Annotated in this window: 15 protein-coding genes; 13 read left to right on the top strand and 2 right to left on the bottom strand. The window is 73.6% G+C overall.

Going from position 1 to position 16,101, the window contains the following annotated elements:
• The first annotated feature begins 4 nt into the window (after positions 1-4).
• From AC3ERT_RS08645 to AC3ERT_RS08595, 11 genes are all read left to right on the top strand, one after another.
• Entirely contained in the window at positions 5-1,207 is a 1,203-nt protein-coding gene (locus AC3ERT_RS08645) for an acyl-CoA dehydrogenase family protein (RefSeq protein ID WP_435173500.1), read from the top strand.
• A gap of 9 nt (positions 1,208-1,216) precedes the next feature.
• Positions 1,217-2,464: an LLM class flavin-dependent oxidoreductase gene (locus AC3ERT_RS08640; RefSeq protein WP_435173499.1), complete on the top strand. Its 1,248-nt coding sequence runs from the start codon at positions 1,217-1,219 to the stop codon at positions 2,462-2,464.
• An 18-nt stretch (positions 2,465-2,482) separates the two neighbouring features.
• On the top strand, positions 2,483-3,397 hold the full coding sequence (locus AC3ERT_RS08635) for an LLM class flavin-dependent oxidoreductase (RefSeq protein ID WP_435173498.1): 915 nt from the start codon (positions 2,483-2,485) through the stop codon (positions 3,395-3,397).
• 142 nt (positions 3,398-3,539) lie between these two features.
• Positions 3,540-4,715 (top strand): acyl-CoA dehydrogenase family protein, encoded by a 1,176-nt coding sequence (locus AC3ERT_RS08630; RefSeq protein ID WP_435173496.1) that lies wholly within the window; start codon positions 3,540-3,542, stop codon positions 4,713-4,715.
• Between the two features lie 79 nt (positions 4,716-4,794).
• Positions 4,795-5,883, top strand: coding sequence for an LLM class flavin-dependent oxidoreductase (locus tag AC3ERT_RS08625; protein WP_435173494.1), 1,089 nt, complete (start codon positions 4,795-4,797; stop codon positions 5,881-5,883).
• Positions 5,884-5,978: 95 nt separating this feature from the next.
• Complete coding sequence (locus AC3ERT_RS08620) at positions 5,979-6,803, top strand: NADPH-dependent oxidoreductase (RefSeq protein WP_435173492.1); 825 nt, start codon at positions 5,979-5,981, stop codon at positions 6,801-6,803.
• Between the two features lie 95 nt (positions 6,804-6,898).
• Entirely contained in the window at positions 6,899-8,257 is a 1,359-nt protein-coding gene (locus tag AC3ERT_RS08615) for an NtaA/DmoA family FMN-dependent monooxygenase (RefSeq protein ID WP_435173490.1), read from the top strand.
• A gap of 73 nt (positions 8,258-8,330) precedes the next feature.
• Positions 8,331-9,566 (top strand): acyl-CoA dehydrogenase family protein, encoded by a 1,236-nt coding sequence (locus AC3ERT_RS08610; protein ID WP_435173488.1) that lies wholly within the window; start codon positions 8,331-8,333, stop codon positions 9,564-9,566.
• A gap of 103 nt (positions 9,567-9,669) precedes the next feature.
• The gene (locus AC3ERT_RS08605; RefSeq protein ID WP_435173487.1) at positions 9,670-10,692 is read left to right on the top strand and encodes an aldo/keto reductase; all 1,023 of its coding nucleotides are present in this window, start codon (positions 9,670-9,672) and stop codon (positions 10,690-10,692) included.
• Between the two features lie 95 nt (positions 10,693-10,787).
• Entirely contained in the window at positions 10,788-11,825 is a 1,038-nt protein-coding gene (locus AC3ERT_RS08600; RefSeq protein WP_335976826.1) for an aldo/keto reductase, read from the top strand.
• 219 nt (positions 11,826-12,044) lie between these two features.
• A complete protein-coding gene (locus AC3ERT_RS08595; protein ID WP_435131048.1) occupies positions 12,045-13,148 on the top strand; it encodes an LLM class flavin-dependent oxidoreductase in 1,104 nt (367 codons plus the stop codon).
• A 70-nt stretch (positions 13,149-13,218) separates the two neighbouring features.
• Here the strand turns inward: AC3ERT_RS08595 and ssuE are convergent, their stop codons facing one another.
• Together ssuE and AC3ERT_RS08585 are read right to left on the bottom strand one after the other, a co-directional pair.
• Positions 13,219-13,773 carry an NADPH-dependent FMN reductase gene (ssuE, locus tag AC3ERT_RS08590; RefSeq protein ID WP_435173485.1) on the bottom strand — a complete coding sequence of 185 codons (555 nt, stop codon included), beginning with the start codon at positions 13,771-13,773 and terminating at the stop codon, positions 13,219-13,221.
• 192 nt (positions 13,774-13,965) lie between these two features.
• Positions 13,966-14,055: a putative leader peptide gene (locus tag AC3ERT_RS08585; protein WP_435131052.1), complete on the bottom strand. Its 90-nt coding sequence runs from the start codon at positions 14,053-14,055 to the stop codon at positions 13,966-13,968.
• Positions 14,056-14,348: 293 nt separating this feature from the next.
• Here AC3ERT_RS08585 and AC3ERT_RS08580 point away from each other — a divergent pair, with 293 nt between their 5' ends.
• Together AC3ERT_RS08580 and AC3ERT_RS08575 are read left to right on the top strand one after the other, a co-directional pair.
• Entirely contained in the window at positions 14,349-15,092 is a 744-nt protein-coding gene (locus AC3ERT_RS08580; protein ID WP_435131053.1) for an SDR family NAD(P)-dependent oxidoreductase, read from the top strand.
• Positions 15,089-16,048: an amidohydrolase family protein gene (locus AC3ERT_RS08575; RefSeq protein WP_435173483.1), complete on the top strand. Its 960-nt coding sequence runs from the start codon at positions 15,089-15,091 to the stop codon at positions 16,046-16,048. Before AC3ERT_RS08580 ends, AC3ERT_RS08575 begins: the two co-directional genes overlap by 4 nt.
• The last annotated feature ends 53 nt before the right edge of the window (positions 16,049-16,101 follow it).

The following is a 16,101-nucleotide window of genomic DNA, read 5'->3' as shown; positions in this document are numbered from 1 at the left end:
GATCATGAACACCACTGCTGCCACACCCTCCCTCCAGCAGGCGCGGGCCGCGTTCAGCGCGGTCCTCGCGGAGTTCGCCGACAAAGCGGGGGAGCGGGACCTCAACCGCGACAACCCCGTCGCCCTCGTCCGGGCCCTGGCGGACACCGGCTTCGGCCGGCTGCGCGTACCGGTCGAGCTCGGCGGCTTCGGCGTGGACCTGCCGACCCTGTTCGAGCTGCTCGCGCAGGCCGGCGAGGCCGACTCCAACGTGCCGCAGATCCTGCGCGGCCACTTCACCACCGTCGAGATCCTGCGGCACGCCGAGGACCGGGACACCGCGGCCCACTGGCTGCGCAAGGTCGCCGCCGGCGCCGTCTTCGGCAACGCGCAGTCCGAACACAGCGGACCGGCGTTCGAGACCACGACGAGAGTCGAGTCCGTCGACGGGCAGCACCTCGTGTCCGGGACGAAGTTCTACTCGACGGGGTCGCTGTACGCCGACTACATCCGCGTCGCGGTCGCGGACGACGAGGGGAACCGCTGGTTCGCCGTCGTACCCGCCCGGCACCCCGGCGTCGCCCACCTCGATGACTGGGACGGCATCGGGCAGCGCCTGACCGGCAGCGGCACCACGGTCTTCGACCGGGTACCCGTCGCCGAACACGGCGAACTCGGCCGCTACAAGGAGGACCTGCGGTCGCTCAACTCCTTCGTGCAGCTGGTGCACCTGGCCAACCTGACGGGCATCGCCCGCAGTCTGGTGGCCGAGACCGCCGAAGTGGTGCGGGCCCGTAGCCGCACCAGCCTGCACGCCCTGTCCGGCCAGGCCGCCACGGACCCCGACGTACTCGGCGTGGTCGGGCGCCTGTACGCCCACCGCTTCACCGCCGACGCCCTGCTGCGCCAGGTCTCCGAGGCACTCGAGGCCGCCGAGGCCGCCGACACCCCCGACGCCTTCGCCCAGGCCTACGTCGACACCTCGGCCGCGCAGGTCGCGCTCGTCGACACCGTCCTGGAAGCCGCCAACCTCGCCTTCCACGCCGGAGGTTCCTCCGCCGTACGCGAGCGGGCCCACCTGGACCGCCACTGGCGCAACGCCCGCACGCTGGCCTCGCACAACCCCGTCGTCTACAAGCCCCGGGTGATCGGCGACTTCGTCGTCAACGGAGCCGGCCCCGTCAACGGCTACGACCGGGGCCGCGCGTCCGCGGCCGCCGACAACTGAGAGGTCCGCATGGCCAAGCAGCTCCACATCAACGTCAACATCCTCAACTCCGGTGTCTTCGGCGGCACCTGGCGCCTGCCCGGCAGCGACCCGCTCGCCGCCTACTCGATCGACCACTACACCTCGATCGCCAAGAAGGCCGAGGAGGCCGCCCTCGACGCGGTGTTCCTGGCCGACGGCCCGGTCATCGAACCGATCATCCGCCACCGTCCCGGCAACAGCTTCGAGCCCTCCACCGTGCTGGCCCGCATCGCCGCCCGGACCGAGCGCATCGGCCTCATCGGCACCCTCTCCTCCAGCTACAACGACCCCGCCGAACTGGCCCGCCGGATCGGGGACCTCGACCACGTCAGCGGCGGCCGGGTCGGGTGGAACGTCGTGACCACGGCCGGCGCCGCCGCCGCCCGCAACTTCGGCCGCGACGAGGAGCCCGAGCACGCGCTGCGCTACCGCCGCGCCGGCGACTTCACCGAGCGCGTCGTGCGCCAGTGGGCCGACCGCGAGGAGTTCACCTCACCCCAGGGCCGACCCGTGGTGGTGCAGGCCGGCGGGTCGCGCGACGGCCGGCGGCTCGCCTCCCGGGTCGGCGAGGTCGTCTTCTCCGCCGCCCAGGACATCGACGAGGCCAAGGCCTTCCGCGACGAGATCCGCGCCGGCACCGCCGAGTTCGGACGCCGCCCGGAGGACGTCGTGATCCTGCCCGGCCTCTCCACCGTGGTCGGCAGCACCGAGCAGGAGGCACGCGAGCGCCGCGAACTGCTCGACGACCTGCTGCCGCTGGCGTACGGCCGGACCCGGCTCGCGGGCCAGCTCGGCTTCCCGCTCGACGACCTCGACCTCGACCGGCCGATCCCGCGAGAACTGCTGACCGACCCGGACGAGGCCGGCGGCTCGCAGAGCTTCTACAAGATCGTGCGCGCGATCATCGAGAAGGAGAACCCGACGCTGCGCCGGCTGCTGCGCCGGCTCTCGGGCAGCAGCGGCCACCGCATCGTCGTCGGCACACCCGAGCAGATCGCCGACGACATCGAGCACTGGTTCCGCCACGGCGCCGCCGACGGCTTCAACGTCATGCCCGACGTCCTGCCGTCCGGCTTCGACCACTTCGTCGACGGTGTGCTCCCCGAACTCCGGCGCCGCGGCCTGTTCCGCACGGAGTACCAGGCGGACACGCTGCGCGGCCACCTCGGCTTCCCGATCCCGCCGGCCCCCATCGCCTTCGACGTGCCCGAGCAGGCGCTCGCCACCGCACGCTGAGCCAGGAGAGAACACCTGATGAGCATCGTCATCGTCGGTCTCGCGATCGGCAGCACCATTCCGCTCTCCGAGGCCGCCGACATCACCAAGGCCGCCGCGGACGCCGGGGTCACCGCGATCCGCGTACGGGACGGCGCGCCCGGCCGCACCCTGGACGCCTCCGTCGTCGCCTCCTACCTCGCCGGTACGCAGGCCGCGCCGCGGCCGGGCCCCGGGTGGATTCTCGAGGCCCGGACGGACGGCAACGCGCCGACGAACCTCGCGCGCCGCTCGAACTCGCTCGACCGTGCCACCGGCGGACGTACGGCGCTCGCGCTGCGGGCCGGCGACGGCGACGAGGTCAGCGACCCGGTCGCGCCGCGGCCGGGCGGCGACCGGTCGGCCCGCTGGGACGAGTACGCGCGGATACTCAAGGGCCTGTGGGCGTCCTTCCCGCCCGCCGCGCTCGTCGGCGACCAGGACGGCGAGGTCTTCGCCGAGCACACCCTCATCAAACCGATCGACTTCGAGGGCGACTACTACCGGGTGGCCGGGCCGCTGGACGGACCCGCCTCGCCCCAGGGCGGCCCGCTGCTCGTCGCCGACGATCCGGACACCCTCGGGTGGGACGCCGTCGCCCGCAACGCCGATGTCGTCGTGGTCGGCCCGGAGGCGGCGCCGACGGCCGGCGCCGACCTGTCCGCCGCGCTGGCACGGGCGGGCCGGGAGCGTGGGGACGTCGCGCTGGTGGTCCGCGTCGACGTGGCCGGGGCACGGGGGGTGCCGGCCGACCTGCCGGGTTTCGTGGCCGAACACGGCCTGGACGGCGTCGAGTTCGCCCCTGCAGGCGGCAAGGACGACGTGCTCGCCCTGATCGCCGATGCCGTGCCGGCGCTCGGGCCCAGCACCGGCGAGACGCTGCGGGGCGCCTTCTCGCTGCCGTATCCGGCCTGACCGGTCCACGGATCGCCCACGACGTTCGCCGGCCGCTGGCCGCTGGCCGCCGGACGCCGCCCGCCTGAGGCGTCGCGACCCGCACCCCTCGATCCCCACCCGTCCGACCAGGACCCGACGCACAGTTCAGGAGGTGCGGCTGATGCCGGCCCAACCAGCCGCCGACGCCACGACCGCCGACGCCACGACGACCGAGACCACGACGACCGGGACCACGACCGCCGCCGCGGCCGCGGTCGACGCCGCCGACGGGCAGCCACTGGTGGCGCGCACGAAGAAGTACGCCCTGGAGCATCTGGCCCCCGCGGCACTGCGGACCGACCGCGAAGGCGTCTCACGGGACACCGTCGAGGACCTCCGCGGCCTGGGGCTGCTCAACCACCTGGCGCCGCCCCGGTTCGGCGGCGCCGGCCTCGACCGCCACGCCGACCGCCGGCTGCACGAGGTGCTCGCCTACGCCGATCTCAACGTCTGGCTGATCTGGGCCCAGCACGCCCCGGCCGTCGCACGGATCGCCGGCACACCGCCTACCGGGGCCGGCGGCACCCACCCCCTGGTCGAACCCGTGCTGCGGGGCGAGGTGCTGATCGGCGCGGCGCTCAGCGACGTGCGCCGCTATCCGACCGGCCACCTGACCGCGCGGCGCACCCGCGACGGTTGGGCGCTGAACGGCACGGTCTCGTGGTTCAGCGGCTGGGGCCTCAGCGAGGCCGCGATCCTCGCCGCGGTCGACCCGGAGTCCGAGGACGTCGTCCTGGCCCTCATCCCGATCGACGAGCACTTCCGTGCGACGCCGCTCGAACTCCAGGCGGTGACCGGCAGCCGCACCGAGCGCGTCCGCGTCCTCGACGCGGTCGTCCCGGACGCCTCTGTGCTCGCCGTGAAGCCCCTGGCCGACTGGCGGCACGACGACATCTCCACCGCCGGCAACGCCGGCCCGCAGTTCTTCGGGCTGGGCAGGCGCATCCTCGACGAGATCGCCGACGAACCGCACGGTGGCGGCGTCGCCGACGCCTGGCTGCCGTACCTGCGCAGCCTGCGCGCCCGGGCGTACGAGCTGGCCGACGCGGCGCTCGACGGCGGCGACCCGGGTGCCTCGCTTACGGCACGGCTCTCGCTCAAGGTCCGCGCCCGGGAGGCCCTGACCACGCTCAGCCGCGCACTCGTGGTGGCACGCGCCGGCCGCGGACTGCCCGCGGACGACACCGCGCAACTGCACGCCCGCGCCGCGCTGTTCCTCCAGGTACAGGGCCAGACCAGGACCGAGCGCGCCGCGCAGCTCGACTCGATCGCCGACAGCGTTCCACGGCTCCCCTGAGCCTGAGCAGCCACCTGAGCAGCCACTCGAGCAGCCGCCCGAGCCCGTCCACCAGCACCCGGCGAAACAGGACACCGACATGAGCTACCTGTGGTACATACCCAACCAGATCGAACCCGGCCACCGCGGCGACGACACGAGCGAGCGCGAGGGCTGGGGCACGCTCGACCACTCCACCGACCTGGCCCGTACCGCCGAGGACCACGGTTGGGAGGGCGCGCTGCTGGGCACCGGCTGGGGCCGCCCCGACACCTTCACGCTGGGCGCCGCGCTCGCCGCCCGGACCACGACCTTCAAACCGCTGATCGCGGTGCGGCCCGGCTACTGGCAGCCCGCGCACTTCGCCAGCTCCGCCGCCACGCTCGACCACCTCAGCGGCGGCCGCGTGCTCGTCAACATCGTCAGCGGCCTCGACAACCTCGCGGCCTACGGCGACTACACCACCGACCCGGCCAACCGCTACGAGCGCACCCGGGAGTTCGTCCAGCTGGTCCGGCGCCTGTGGACGGAGGAGCACGTCACCTACAAGGGCGAGCACTTCGCCGTCGACGGCTCCACCGTGCTGCCGCACCCTGACGGCTACCCCGACCGGCACCCCACCCTCTACTTCGGCGGCGCGTCCGAGCCCGCCGAGCGGGTGTCGGCCGCCGAGGCGGACGTGCAGCTCTTCTGGGGCGAACCGCTGGAGGGGCTGGCCGGGCGCATCGAGCGGCTGAACAAGCTGGCGGCCCGCGTCGAACGCCGGCACAAGCCGCTGGAGTTCGGCCTGCGCATCACCACGCTCGTCCGCGACACCACCGAGGAGGCGTGGCGCGACGCCGAGGCCAAGGTCGCCGTCATGGCCCGGAAGCCCGGGGCGGGCCGCCCCGGTGACGCCGCCGTCGGCAACCGCGGGACCGCGGTGGGCCAGCGGCGCCTGCTCGAACTCGCCGAGCGCGGCGAGGTGCTCGACAGCTGCCTCTACACCACGCCGGGCACGGTGGGCGGCGGCGGAGCGGGCACCACCTGGCTGGTCGGCTCGGCCGACGATGTCGCGCAGGCGCTCCAGCGCTACCGCGAGCTGGGCATCTCGCACTTCATCCTGTCGGACACGCCCTACAAGCGGGAGATCATCCGCGTCGGCGACGAGCTGCTGCCCAAGCTCCGCGCACAGGAGGGCACCCGGTGAGCGCCCGACCCGCGCCGATCTCCGCGCCGATCCCCGCGCCGATCCCCGTTCCGACTGCTGTCCCGATGCCCCCGGCGGAAGAGGCCCCGAGCTCCATGACCCCCACCGACGCCGCGACGACCAGCCGGGCAGGCGCCCGCTACGGCGACCCCGGCTTCGTCCTCCACGCGACCTCGCCCGTCATCGAGCACCAGCTGCGGCACCGCTCGGTGCGCGCGTTCCTGCCCGCCCCCGTCACCGAGGAGGAGCTGCGGGCCGTCGTGGCGGCGGCGTCGTCCGCGTCGACGTCCTCCAACCTCCAGGCCTGGAGCGTCGTCGCGGTGACCGACCCCGAGCGCAAGCGGCGGCTGTCGGACCTGGCGGCGCGGCAGCAGTTCATCGTCCAGGCGCCGCTGTTCCTGGTATGGGTGGCCGACCTCGACCGCAACCACCGCCTGGCGGAGCGCCACGGCAAGCCGCTGGACGCCACGGTCTACCTGGAGTCCACGCTGCTCGCCGTCATCGACACCGCGCTGGCCGCCCAGAACGCGGTCGTGGCGCTGGAGTCACTCGGCCTGGGGTCGGTCTTCGTGGGCGCGGTCCGCAACCACCCCGAGGAGTTCGCCGCCGAACTGGGCCTGCCGCCGCACACCGCGGCCGTCTTCGGCCTCGCCGTCGGGCACCCCGACCCCGCCGAGGACGCCGACACCAAACCCCGCCTGCCGCAGAGCGCCGTACTGCACCGCGAGACCTACGACGCCGGCCGGGCCGACACCGACCTGCCGGCGTACGACGAGCGCCTGGCCGCCTACAACCGTGCCCACGGGCTCACCGGCGCGTGGTCGGAACGCGTCCTCGGCCGGCTCGCCGGCGCCGCCGACCTGGCCGGCCGCGACACGCTGCGCGACAGCCTCGAACGCCGCAGGCTGCCCTCCCGCTGAACCACCGTCCCGGGCCGTACGTCGGCCCGTCCGCCCGTCCGCCCGCCACTCCGCCAGTCCGCGCCCGTTCCCGGGGCAACCATCCGGAGCCTTCCATGAGCAGCGACCAGTTCCACCTCAACTTCTCCCTGATGTCGCCCGGCCACTACCGCGCCGCCTGGCGGCTGGCCGACGCCGACCCGTACGCCTACCTGGACGTCGACCACTACGTGCGCCTGGCGAGGATCGCCGAAGAGGCCGGCATCGACGCCGTGTTCCAGGGCGACAGCCCCGCGCTCGGACCCGACATCGCGACCGGAACCTCCGGCGGCCTCGACGGGTTCACCCTGCTGGCGGTGATCGCCGGCGCCACCGAGCGGATCGGCCTGCTGCCGACCGTCTCGACGACCTACAGCACGCCCTACAGCCTGGCCCGGCGCTTCCAGACCCTCGACCACCTCACCAGGGGCCGCGCCGCGCTCAACGTGGTGACCACGGGCAACCCCGCGGCAGCCGCGAACTTCGGGGCGTCCGCCCACCCCGACCGCGACGTCCGCTACCGCCGCGCGCACGAGTTCCTCGACGTCATCACACGGCTGTGGGAGTCGTGGGAACCCGACGCGATCGTCGCGGACAAGGCCACCGGCCGGTTCGGCGACCGCGGCCGCATCCACGCCGTCGACCACCACGGCGAGTTCTTCGACGTCGCCGGCCCGCTGCCGGTGCCCGCCTCGCCGCAGGTACGCCCGGTCGTCTCCCAGGCGGGCGAGACGCCCGCCGGCCTGGAACTCGCCGCCGAGTACGCCGACGTGGTCTTCGCCGCCGGCCACACCGTCGCCAAGGCCAGGGCCTCGCGGGACGACGTCCGCGCCCGCGCGCGGGCCCACGGCCGGGACGCCGACAGCATCAAGTACTCGCTCGGCGTCATCGTGCTGGTCGGCACCGATCAGGAGGACGCCGAGCGCCGGCACGCCGAACTCGACGCGACGCTGCCCCCGATCGAGCACCTCGTCTCGGCGCTGCTGTCCTCGCTCGGCCTGCCGGCCGGCGCCTTCGGCCCCGACGACGTGATCCGGTCGGCGGACCTGCCGGCCGAGCCGAACCTCGGGGCCTTCTCGGTCGGTACGTACAACAACACGCGCGCGGTGCTGGCCGAGGGCCCCCGCACGCTGCGCGAACTGGTGGCCCACACCGCGGGCATCGGCACCCACCGGCTGGTCGCCGGCTCGCCGGAGCACATCGCCGACGACCTGGAGTCGTGGTGGCGCCAGGGAGCCGCCGACGGCTTCACGGTGATGTTCGCCGACACGCGCGTCGACCTCGAACGCTTCGCCACCCTCGTGGTGCCGATCCTCAAGGAGCGCGGCCTGTTCCACCGGGAGTACCCGCAGGGCACCCTGCGCGACCGCCTGGGACTGCCGCTGCCCGCGGCCCGTTCGGCCCGCCGCCCTGTCGCGAGTACGGCCGGAAAGTGACCGCGACCCACGACGGGCATCCGCCCCGCATACCGCTCGACGAAGTCCGTCGCACACCCCTCGGAAGGCTCTCATGACTCTGGATGTGGCAGACGCCGTGCCGGAAAGTCCGTCGACTCCCGCCGAGCCGCTGACCGTGGCCCGGCTGCGTCCCGCGATCGCGCCGGTCCTCGCGCGGCTGGCCGCCTCCGCCGCGCGGCGCGAGCAGACCCGCGAACACCCCCTCGACGACGTGCGCGCCCTGGCCCGCGCGGGCGCTGCCCTGGCCGTGGTGCCGCGCGAGGAGGGCGGCGCGGGCGGCTCGCTGCGCGACGCCGTGGAGGTCGTCATCGACATCGCGCGCGCCGACTCCAACGTCGCCCAGGCGCTGCGCGGCACCTTCATGTCCGCCTGGGCCGTGGTGTCCCGCCCGGACGCCCCGCACCGCGACCAGACGCTGAGGCGGCTGCGGCGCGGGCACATCCTGGCCGGCACCGGGAACGAGCGGAGCGGCGGCGCCAGCGGTTCGGTGCACACCACCGCCGTGCGCAGCGGCGACCACTGGGTGCTGAACGGCGAGAAGTACTACTCCACCGGCGGGCTGTACGCCGACTGGTTCGGCGGCACCGCGAAGACCCCCGAGGGCGCCGTCCTGCGGTTCACGGTGCCGGTCGACCGCGCGGGCGTCGAACGCCTTGACGACTTCGACGCGGTCGGCCAGCGGCTCACCGCCAGCGGCACCACCCGCCTGACCGACGTCCTCGTCGGCGACGACGAGGCGGTCCTGATCGACCAGGACACGCCCGTCCCCGACAACCCGTGGCAGGGCAGCTACCCCCAACTGCACCTCGCGGCGATCGAGGCGGGCATCGCCGCCCGGGTCCTGGACGACGCGCTGTGGTGGGTGCGGGAGAAGGCCCGGCCGATCAAGCACAGTTCGGCCGACCGGAGCGTCGACGACCCGTACATCCGGCGCCGCGTCGGCGAGATCGCGGCGCATGCCCGCGCGGCGCGCTCGGCCGTCGTGCTCGCCGCGGAGGAACTCGACGAGGTGCGCGGCCTGCACGGCGAGGAAGCCCACCGTGCCGGCGCCCGCGCCGCGGTCGCCGTAGCGGAGGCCGCGGTCGTCGCCATCGACGCGGCGCTGTCGGCCGCGCCGCTCCTCTTCGACGTGGGAGGCGGCAGCCTCACCGACCGCGAGTGGGGATACGACCGGCACTGGCGCAACGCCCGCGTCGTCGCCAACCACAACCCGCGCGACTGGAAGCTCGCCGTCGCCGGCGCCTACCGGCTCGGTGCCGCCGAACCCCCCACCAGCGGCCTCTTCTGACCGCTCCGAACGACTGCCCGCCCGCGAACGACCGCCCCACGAACGACCGCCCCACGAACGACCGCCCCACGAACGACCGCCCCCGGAAGGAACCGCGATACCCATGCCCATCGGGCTGACCCGCCACCTCGGCCGCACCGGCGTCCGCGTCACACCGCTCACCCTCGGCACCATGAACTTCGGCCGCTACGCCGAGGAGAAGGAGAGCCTGGAGGTCATCGGCGCCGCGCTCGACGCGGGGATCACCGTCATCGACACCGCCGACGTCTACGGCCACGGCAGCAGCGAGGAGATCGTCGGCAAGGCCATCAGGCACCGCCGCGACGACCTCTTCCTGGCCACCAAGTTCCACGGCCAGGTCGGTGACAACCCCCAGCACGCCGGCAACAGCCGCCGCTGGATCGTCCAGGCCGTCGAGAACAGCCTGCGCCGCCTCGGCACCGACCACCTCGACCTCTACCAGGCGCACCGGCCCGACGAGCACACCGACCTGCTGGAGACCCTCCGCACGCTCGACGACCTGATCCGGCAGGGCAAGATCCGCTACTACGGCACCTCGGTCTTCCCGGCCCACCAGAAGGTCGAGGCGCACTGGCTGGCCGAGAAGCACGGCCTGATCGCCCCGCACACCGAACAGGTGCCGTACTCGCTCCTCGTCCGCGGCGCCGAGCGCGAGGTCTTCCCCACCGTCCGGAAGTACGGCGAGGGCGTCCTGTCCTACGGCCCGCTGGCCGCCGGCTGGCTGTCGGGCACCTACCGCCTCGGCGGCGAGCAGCCCCGGTCGGCCCGCGCCGAGCTGATCCCGGGCCGCTTCGACATCTCCCTCGCGCGCAACCGGCGCAAGCTCGCCGCCGCCGACGCGCTCGCCGGGCTGGCCGAGGACAACGGGCTGACGCTGCCGGAGCTGGCGGTCGCCTTCGCCCTCAACCACCCGGCGGTCAGCAGCGTGATCATCGGGCCGCGCACCCACGCCCACCTGGAGACCTACCTCAAGGCCGCCACGGTCGAGTTGGGCCCGGAGATCCTGGACGCCATCGACGAGATCGTCGAACCCGGCACCCAGTTCCTGGAGCGCGACACCGGTCGCGACACCCCCTCGCTGCTGCCGGCCGCGCTGCGCCGCTGAGCGTTCCCGCCCCTCCCGGCACGCGAGTTCCGACCACCAGGCACTACAGGCCCGGCCCAACCGACAAGCCCGACAGGCGACTTACGGAGCACCCGATGAGTGAGCAGTACCCGAACTACGAGGACGTCTTCAAGGCGGCCGACGACCGCTACGCGTCCCTGCCCTACCGCCGCACCGGCCGGTCCGGACTCGACCTGCCGGCCCTCTCCCTGGGCCTGTGGCAGAAGTTCGGCGCCGACTACGCCTACGACACCCAGCGCGACATCATCCTGCACGCCTTCGACCTGGGCATCTCCCACATCGACAACGCCAACCGCTACGGCCCGCCGCACCGCGCCGCCGAGCGGACCCTCGGCCGCCTGCTGCGCCGGGAACTGGCGCCCTACCGCCACGAGTTGGTCCTGTCCACCAAGGCGGGCGGCGTGTTCGGGCCCAACCCGAACCTGCGCGGCGGCGGCCGCAAGGCGCTGCTGTCCTCGCTGGAGCTGAGCCTGCGCGACCTCGGCACCGACTACGTCGACATCTTCTACCACCACACCCCGGACGAGACGACGCCGCTGGAGGAGACCGCGAGTGCCCTCGCCACGGCCGTCAGGACGGGCAAGGCGCTGTACGTCGGCATCTCCAACTACCAGCCCGACCGCGCGGAGGCCATCGCCCGGCTGCTTCGGGCCGAGGGCGTGCCGCTGCTCATCCACCAGCCGCGCTACTCCCTCTACGACCGCAGTATCGAGCGGAACGGCCTCGCCGACCTGGCTGTCGAGGAGGGCTTCGGCCTCATCGTCTACTCGCCGCTGGCGCAGGGCCTGCTCACCGACAAGTACCTGGAGGGCATCCCGGACGGTGCCCGCGCCCGCAACAGCGACTTCCTCACGCCCGACCAGATCGACGAGACCTACCGCAGGCGCACGGCGCAGCTCAACAAGCTTGCCGAGGGCCGCGGCCAGTCGCTCGCCCAACTCGCCCTCCAGTGGGTGCTGCGCAACCCCGCCGTGACGTCGGCGCTGACAGGAGCCAGCTCCAAGGAGCAGCTCGACCACAACCTGGGGGCGTTGAACGGCCCGGAGTTCACCGACGAGGAGCTCGCCGTCATCGACGAGTACGGCGTGCACGGAACGGGCCGGCGGAGCTGACCCCGCCGGGACCCCGCCGCACCCCGGCGCTCCGGGCCGCCCCCACGGGCGGCCCGGGGCGCCCCGGCCCGGGGCACCCGCAGGCCCGTACCCGCCCGCCCAGTTCGCGCAAGCCCGCCCACGGGGTGCGCGGACGAGACGGCCGACGGCCTCCCTCCCGAACTCCCGAGCCGGCTTCCTTCACCCACGAACGCCCACGAACGGAACGGACAGCGATCCATGACATCTCCGACTGAGGCATTCCCCGGCCCAGCGAGCACAGGACCGGCGCCCGCGGCCGAGACAGCGGGCGCGGTGGGAGCCGGAGCGGCGGACGGCCGGCCCTTCCGGCTCGGCTTCCTGCTCCACCTCGACTCCGATCTCGCCCCCGCCGCGGCGTACCGCCAGGCCATCGACCTGTTCGTCGCCGCCGAACGGCTCGGGTACGACTCGGGCTGGGTCATCCACCGCCACTTCCGGCAGGGGAACGAGCATGTCTCCGCCCCGCTCGTCCTGCTGGCCGCGATCGCCGAGCACACCACCCGGATCAGGCTCGGCACCGGCGTGCTGGTCCTGCCGCTCGCGGACCCCTTGACCGTCGCCGAGGACGCCGCCGTGGTCGACGAGCTCAGCGGCGGACGGCTCGAACTCGGGGTCGGCTCGGGTCCGTTCCCGACCGCCTGGGAGGCGTTCGGCCGCGACCTGGAGGACCGGTACCGGCTGTTCGAGGAGAGCGTGGCGAGGCTGCACGGGGTCCTCGAAGGGCATCCGGTCAACAGTGCCGGAGAGGTGCTGCACCCACCGGGGGCCGGTGTGCGGCGGCGGCTGTGGCAGGCGACCACGAGCGAGCCGACGCGGGCCGTCGGCGCGGCCGTCGCCGCCGCGCGGGCCGGCGACGGCTTGCAGCTGTCCCGGGCCGGCGACGGGCCCGGACGGCAGAGCGTCCAGCGGCAGGCGGAGATCGTCGCCGCGTACCGCGGGGCTGCCGCCGAGGCGGGGTACGAGCCGCGCGTGCAGATCTCGCGCGCGGTCTACCCGCATCCCGACCGCGCCGCGGCGATCCGCGCCGTCGCACCCGGCGTGCGCCGCTGGCAGTCCTGGGCATCCCCGGGCGGTGGCGTCGCCGAACTCGGTATCGAGGAGTACCTGGAGCGCGACCGGTCACTGCTCGGGCCGTCCGAGGCCGTCGCCGAGTCCCTCGCCGCGGACCCGTCCCTCGCCGGGACCACCGAACTGCTCGTCAGTTTCGTCCCCGGCGTGCCCGAGTACGGCGAGCACCTCCGCCTGCTCGCCGCCACCGCCCGGGAGGTCGCGCCGCTGCTCGGCTGGCGCCCCCGGAGGTGAACGGCGGTGGCCGGCACTGTCGCGACGGACCCGGTCCCGGGAGCGCAGGTTGCCGCCGCCCGTCGCCGAATCAGGCGGCGACGACGGTGTGCTGACGTGCGGTCAGCGCTACGGAGAAGGCGTCGGCGACCCGGTAGACCTCGCCGGCGGTGTCCTCCTGCACGGTGACGGTGCCGTCCGCCGCGACGGTGATGTGCTTGTCGACCACGAACCAGCCGGGCAGCACATGGTCGGCGCCCATGGAGGTGAGCACCGGCCGCAGGGCGTAGTCCAGGGACAGGACGTGGGCGGGGCTGCCGCCGGTGGCCAGCGGAAGCACCGCCTTGCCGGCGAGCGCGTACTGGGGCAGCAGGTCCAGGAGGGTCTTGAGCAGACCGGAGTACGCGGACTTGTAGATGGGCGTGCCGATCAGCACGCCGTCGGCCTCTTCGAACAGCCGGGCCGCGTCCTGGATCGCGGGGTGCAAGGGGTCGGCGCCCAACAGCGCCTCGGCGGGCAGCGTGCGCACGTCGAGCGGGACCACGTGGTGGCCCTGCCGGGTCAGGCGCGCGTCGAGGTGGCGCAGCAGGCGGCCGGTGCGCGAGGTCGGGGACGGGCTTCCCGAGACGGAGAGCACGGTGGGCATGGGAGCTCCTTCACAGCGGGCAGGGCAGGGCAGGGCGGCGGCCCGCGCCGGAACGCCGGACACGGGCGATGGCGATTGAGCGGAGGAGGAAGGCCGGACCGGCGGGACGTCAGGAGGAGAGCCGGGCAGCCGGCACCTGAAAGTCACTCACGACGGGTCGCGACGAAGGAGAACGCGCGGAGGAAGGCCCGCTCAGCGGGCGGCGCGGGACGAACAGAGACCGCTGGACACACGCACGAGATCGACGTGGCGTCGACGCGTGAGGCCCTTGCGCTGGTTCATGTACAGGATTCAATCAGCTAGCGGGCCATCGGTCGAGTGCGCCCCCGCCGTGATCTCGACCACGTCGCCGCCGACCGCGGGGACGTACCCGGGTTCGCGAGGCTCTGGAGCGATCATGCCTCCAGGTTATCGTTGGGTGCCGAACCGGTCTTGGACGCCGGCGTCGTACGGCGCGAGCATGGACCCATGAACCTTGATCCACAGGTCGGTTGTCACGACCTCATCGAATCATCCGCATCGGCCGGCCACGCCGACCAGTACCCTGTGGGCATCGAAACGACGGGGGCGTCGTGGTGAGCGGCATGTCCGGGAAGGTCGGGCTGGTCACCGGCGCGGGCAGCGGGATCGGCCGTGCGACGGCGATCGAGCTGGCCCGGTGCGGCGCGTCGGTCGCCGTACTCGACATCGACGAGAACACCGCGGCCGAGACCGCCGAGATGATCGCCGCCGAGGGCGGGACCGCGTTCGCCGCCAGCGTCGACATCGCCGACGAGGACTCCGTACGGGCAGCCGTCGAGCGCACGACCGCCGCGTTCGGCGGTCTCGACTTCGCCGTGAACAACGCCGGCATGTCCTCGCACCAGAAGCTCGACCGGACGAGCCTGGCCGAGTTCGAGCGGGTGGTCCGCGTCAACCTGGCGGGCACCTTCCTGTGCATGAAGTACGAGCTGCCCGCACTCGGCGGCGGAGGGTCGGTCGTCAACATCGCCTCCAACGGCGGCCTGTACGCGATCCCGCAGGCCACCGCCTACGTGGCTGCCAAGCACGGCATCGTCGGCCTCACCAAGGTCGCCGCGGTCGACTACGCGAACGAGGGCATCCGCGTCAACGCCGTCTGCCCCGGGCCGACCCGCACGCCGGGGTTCGAGCAGTTCGCGGGCGACACCGACATGATCGCGCGTCAGGAGGCGATCACGCCGCTCGGCCGGCTGGCGACGCCGGACGAGGTCGCCGCGGCGGCGGTCTGGCTGTGCTCGGACGCCGCGTCCTACGTCACCGGGATCGCCTTGTCGGTCGACGGAGGGCGGCGCGCGTGAGGGTCATCGCGATGGAGGAGGCGTTCGCCATCCCCCGGCTCCAGGCCAGGTTCCCGGTGCCCAGGACCGGGACCGCCGCGGGCTGGATCAAGGACTGGGGACAGCGGCTGGCCGACTTCACCGCCTACCGGCTGCCCGACATGGACGAGCACGGCATCGACATCCAGGTGCTGTCCCTGACCGCCCCCGGCATCCAGGGCCTGACGGACACCCGGCAGGCGGTCGCCGATGCCCAGGCGGCCAACGACCATTTGGCCGAGGTGATCGCCGGACACCCCGACCGCTTCCGCGGCCTGGCCGCCCTGCCCTTGCAGGAACCCGAGGCGGCGGTGGCCGAACTCCACCGCGCCGTGGCCGGACTCGGGCTCAGCGGGGCCCTCGTCAACGACCACACCGCGGGCACGTACCTCGACGATCCGCGCCACGAACCGGTGTGGGCGGCACTCGAGGAGCTGGACGTGCCGCTCTACCTGCACCCGGGCGCACCCCCGGCCGAGCCGTGGCGCGTGCTCCAGGGCCGCCCCGAGCTCCAGGGGCCCTTGTGGAGCTGGGGCGCGGAGACCGGCGGACACGCCCTGCGGATCGTCCTCGGCGGGGTCTTCGACCGGCATCCGCGCGCCCGGCTCATCCTCGGCCACATGGGGGAGTTCCTGCCCTTCCAGCTCGCACGCCTCGACTCCCGCTACACCCGGCAGGAACACCGGCCGCTCGCCCGGAAGCCGTCGGCGTACTTCGGCGGCAACATCCTGATCACCACCAGCGGGGTCTGCTCCCCGGCCGCGCTCGCCGGCGCGGTTCTCGCCATCGGCGCCGACGCCGTGATGTTCGCCGTCGACTACCCCTTCGAAGACACCGCCGAGGCCGTCCGGTTCCTCGAGCAGGCGCCGGTCAGCGACGCCGACCGGGCCAAGATCAGCCACGGCAACGCGGAGCGGCTGCTGCGTCTGGAGCCGTGACCCGGCCGGCTCGGCCGGAGGCGGGGGCCTCGTGGGCTTCGGTGGGATGTAAG

Source organism: Actinacidiphila sp. bgisy145, assembly GCF_057708125.1.
Note: the sequence above shows the minus strand (reverse complement) of the source record. Positions and strands in the feature narration are given on the sequence as shown.

Bases quoted from the DNA above. Each gene is read 5' to 3' on its own strand.
- ssuE (WP_435173485.1), bottom strand. From the start codon at position 13,773: ATGCCCACCGTGCTCTCCGTCTCGGGAAGCCCGTCCCCGACCTCGCGC.
- AC3ERT_RS08635 (WP_435173498.1), top strand. From the start codon at position 2,483: ATGAGCATCGTCATCGTCGGTCTCGCGATCGGCAGCACCATTCCGCTC.
- AC3ERT_RS08585 (WP_435131052.1), bottom strand. From the start codon at position 14,055: ATGAACCAGCGCAAGGGCCTCACGCGTCGACGCCACGTCGATCTCGTG.
- AC3ERT_RS08620 (WP_435173492.1), top strand. From the start codon at position 5,979: ATGACCCCCACCGACGCCGCGACGACCAGCCGGGCAGGCGCCCGCTAC.
- AC3ERT_RS08615 (WP_435173490.1), top strand. From the start codon at position 6,899: ATGAGCAGCGACCAGTTCCACCTCAACTTCTCCCTGATGTCGCCCGGC.
- AC3ERT_RS08630 (WP_435173496.1), top strand. From the start codon at position 3,540: ATGCCGGCCCAACCAGCCGCCGACGCCACGACCGCCGACGCCACGACG.
- AC3ERT_RS08645 (WP_435173500.1), top strand. From the start codon at position 5: ATGAACACCACTGCTGCCACACCCTCCCTCCAGCAGGCGCGGGCCGCG.
- AC3ERT_RS08605 (WP_435173487.1), top strand. From the start codon at position 9,670: ATGCCCATCGGGCTGACCCGCCACCTCGGCCGCACCGGCGTCCGCGTC.
- AC3ERT_RS08625 (WP_435173494.1), top strand. From the start codon at position 4,795: ATGAGCTACCTGTGGTACATACCCAACCAGATCGAACCCGGCCACCGC.
- AC3ERT_RS08595 (WP_435131048.1), top strand. From the start codon at position 12,045: ATGACATCTCCGACTGAGGCATTCCCCGGCCCAGCGAGCACAGGACCG.
- AC3ERT_RS08610 (WP_435173488.1), top strand. From the start codon at position 8,331: ATGACTCTGGATGTGGCAGACGCCGTGCCGGAAAGTCCGTCGACTCCC.
- AC3ERT_RS08600 (WP_335976826.1), top strand. From the start codon at position 10,788: ATGAGTGAGCAGTACCCGAACTACGAGGACGTCTTCAAGGCGGCCGAC.
- AC3ERT_RS08640 (WP_435173499.1), top strand. From the start codon at position 1,217: ATGGCCAAGCAGCTCCACATCAACGTCAACATCCTCAACTCCGGTGTC.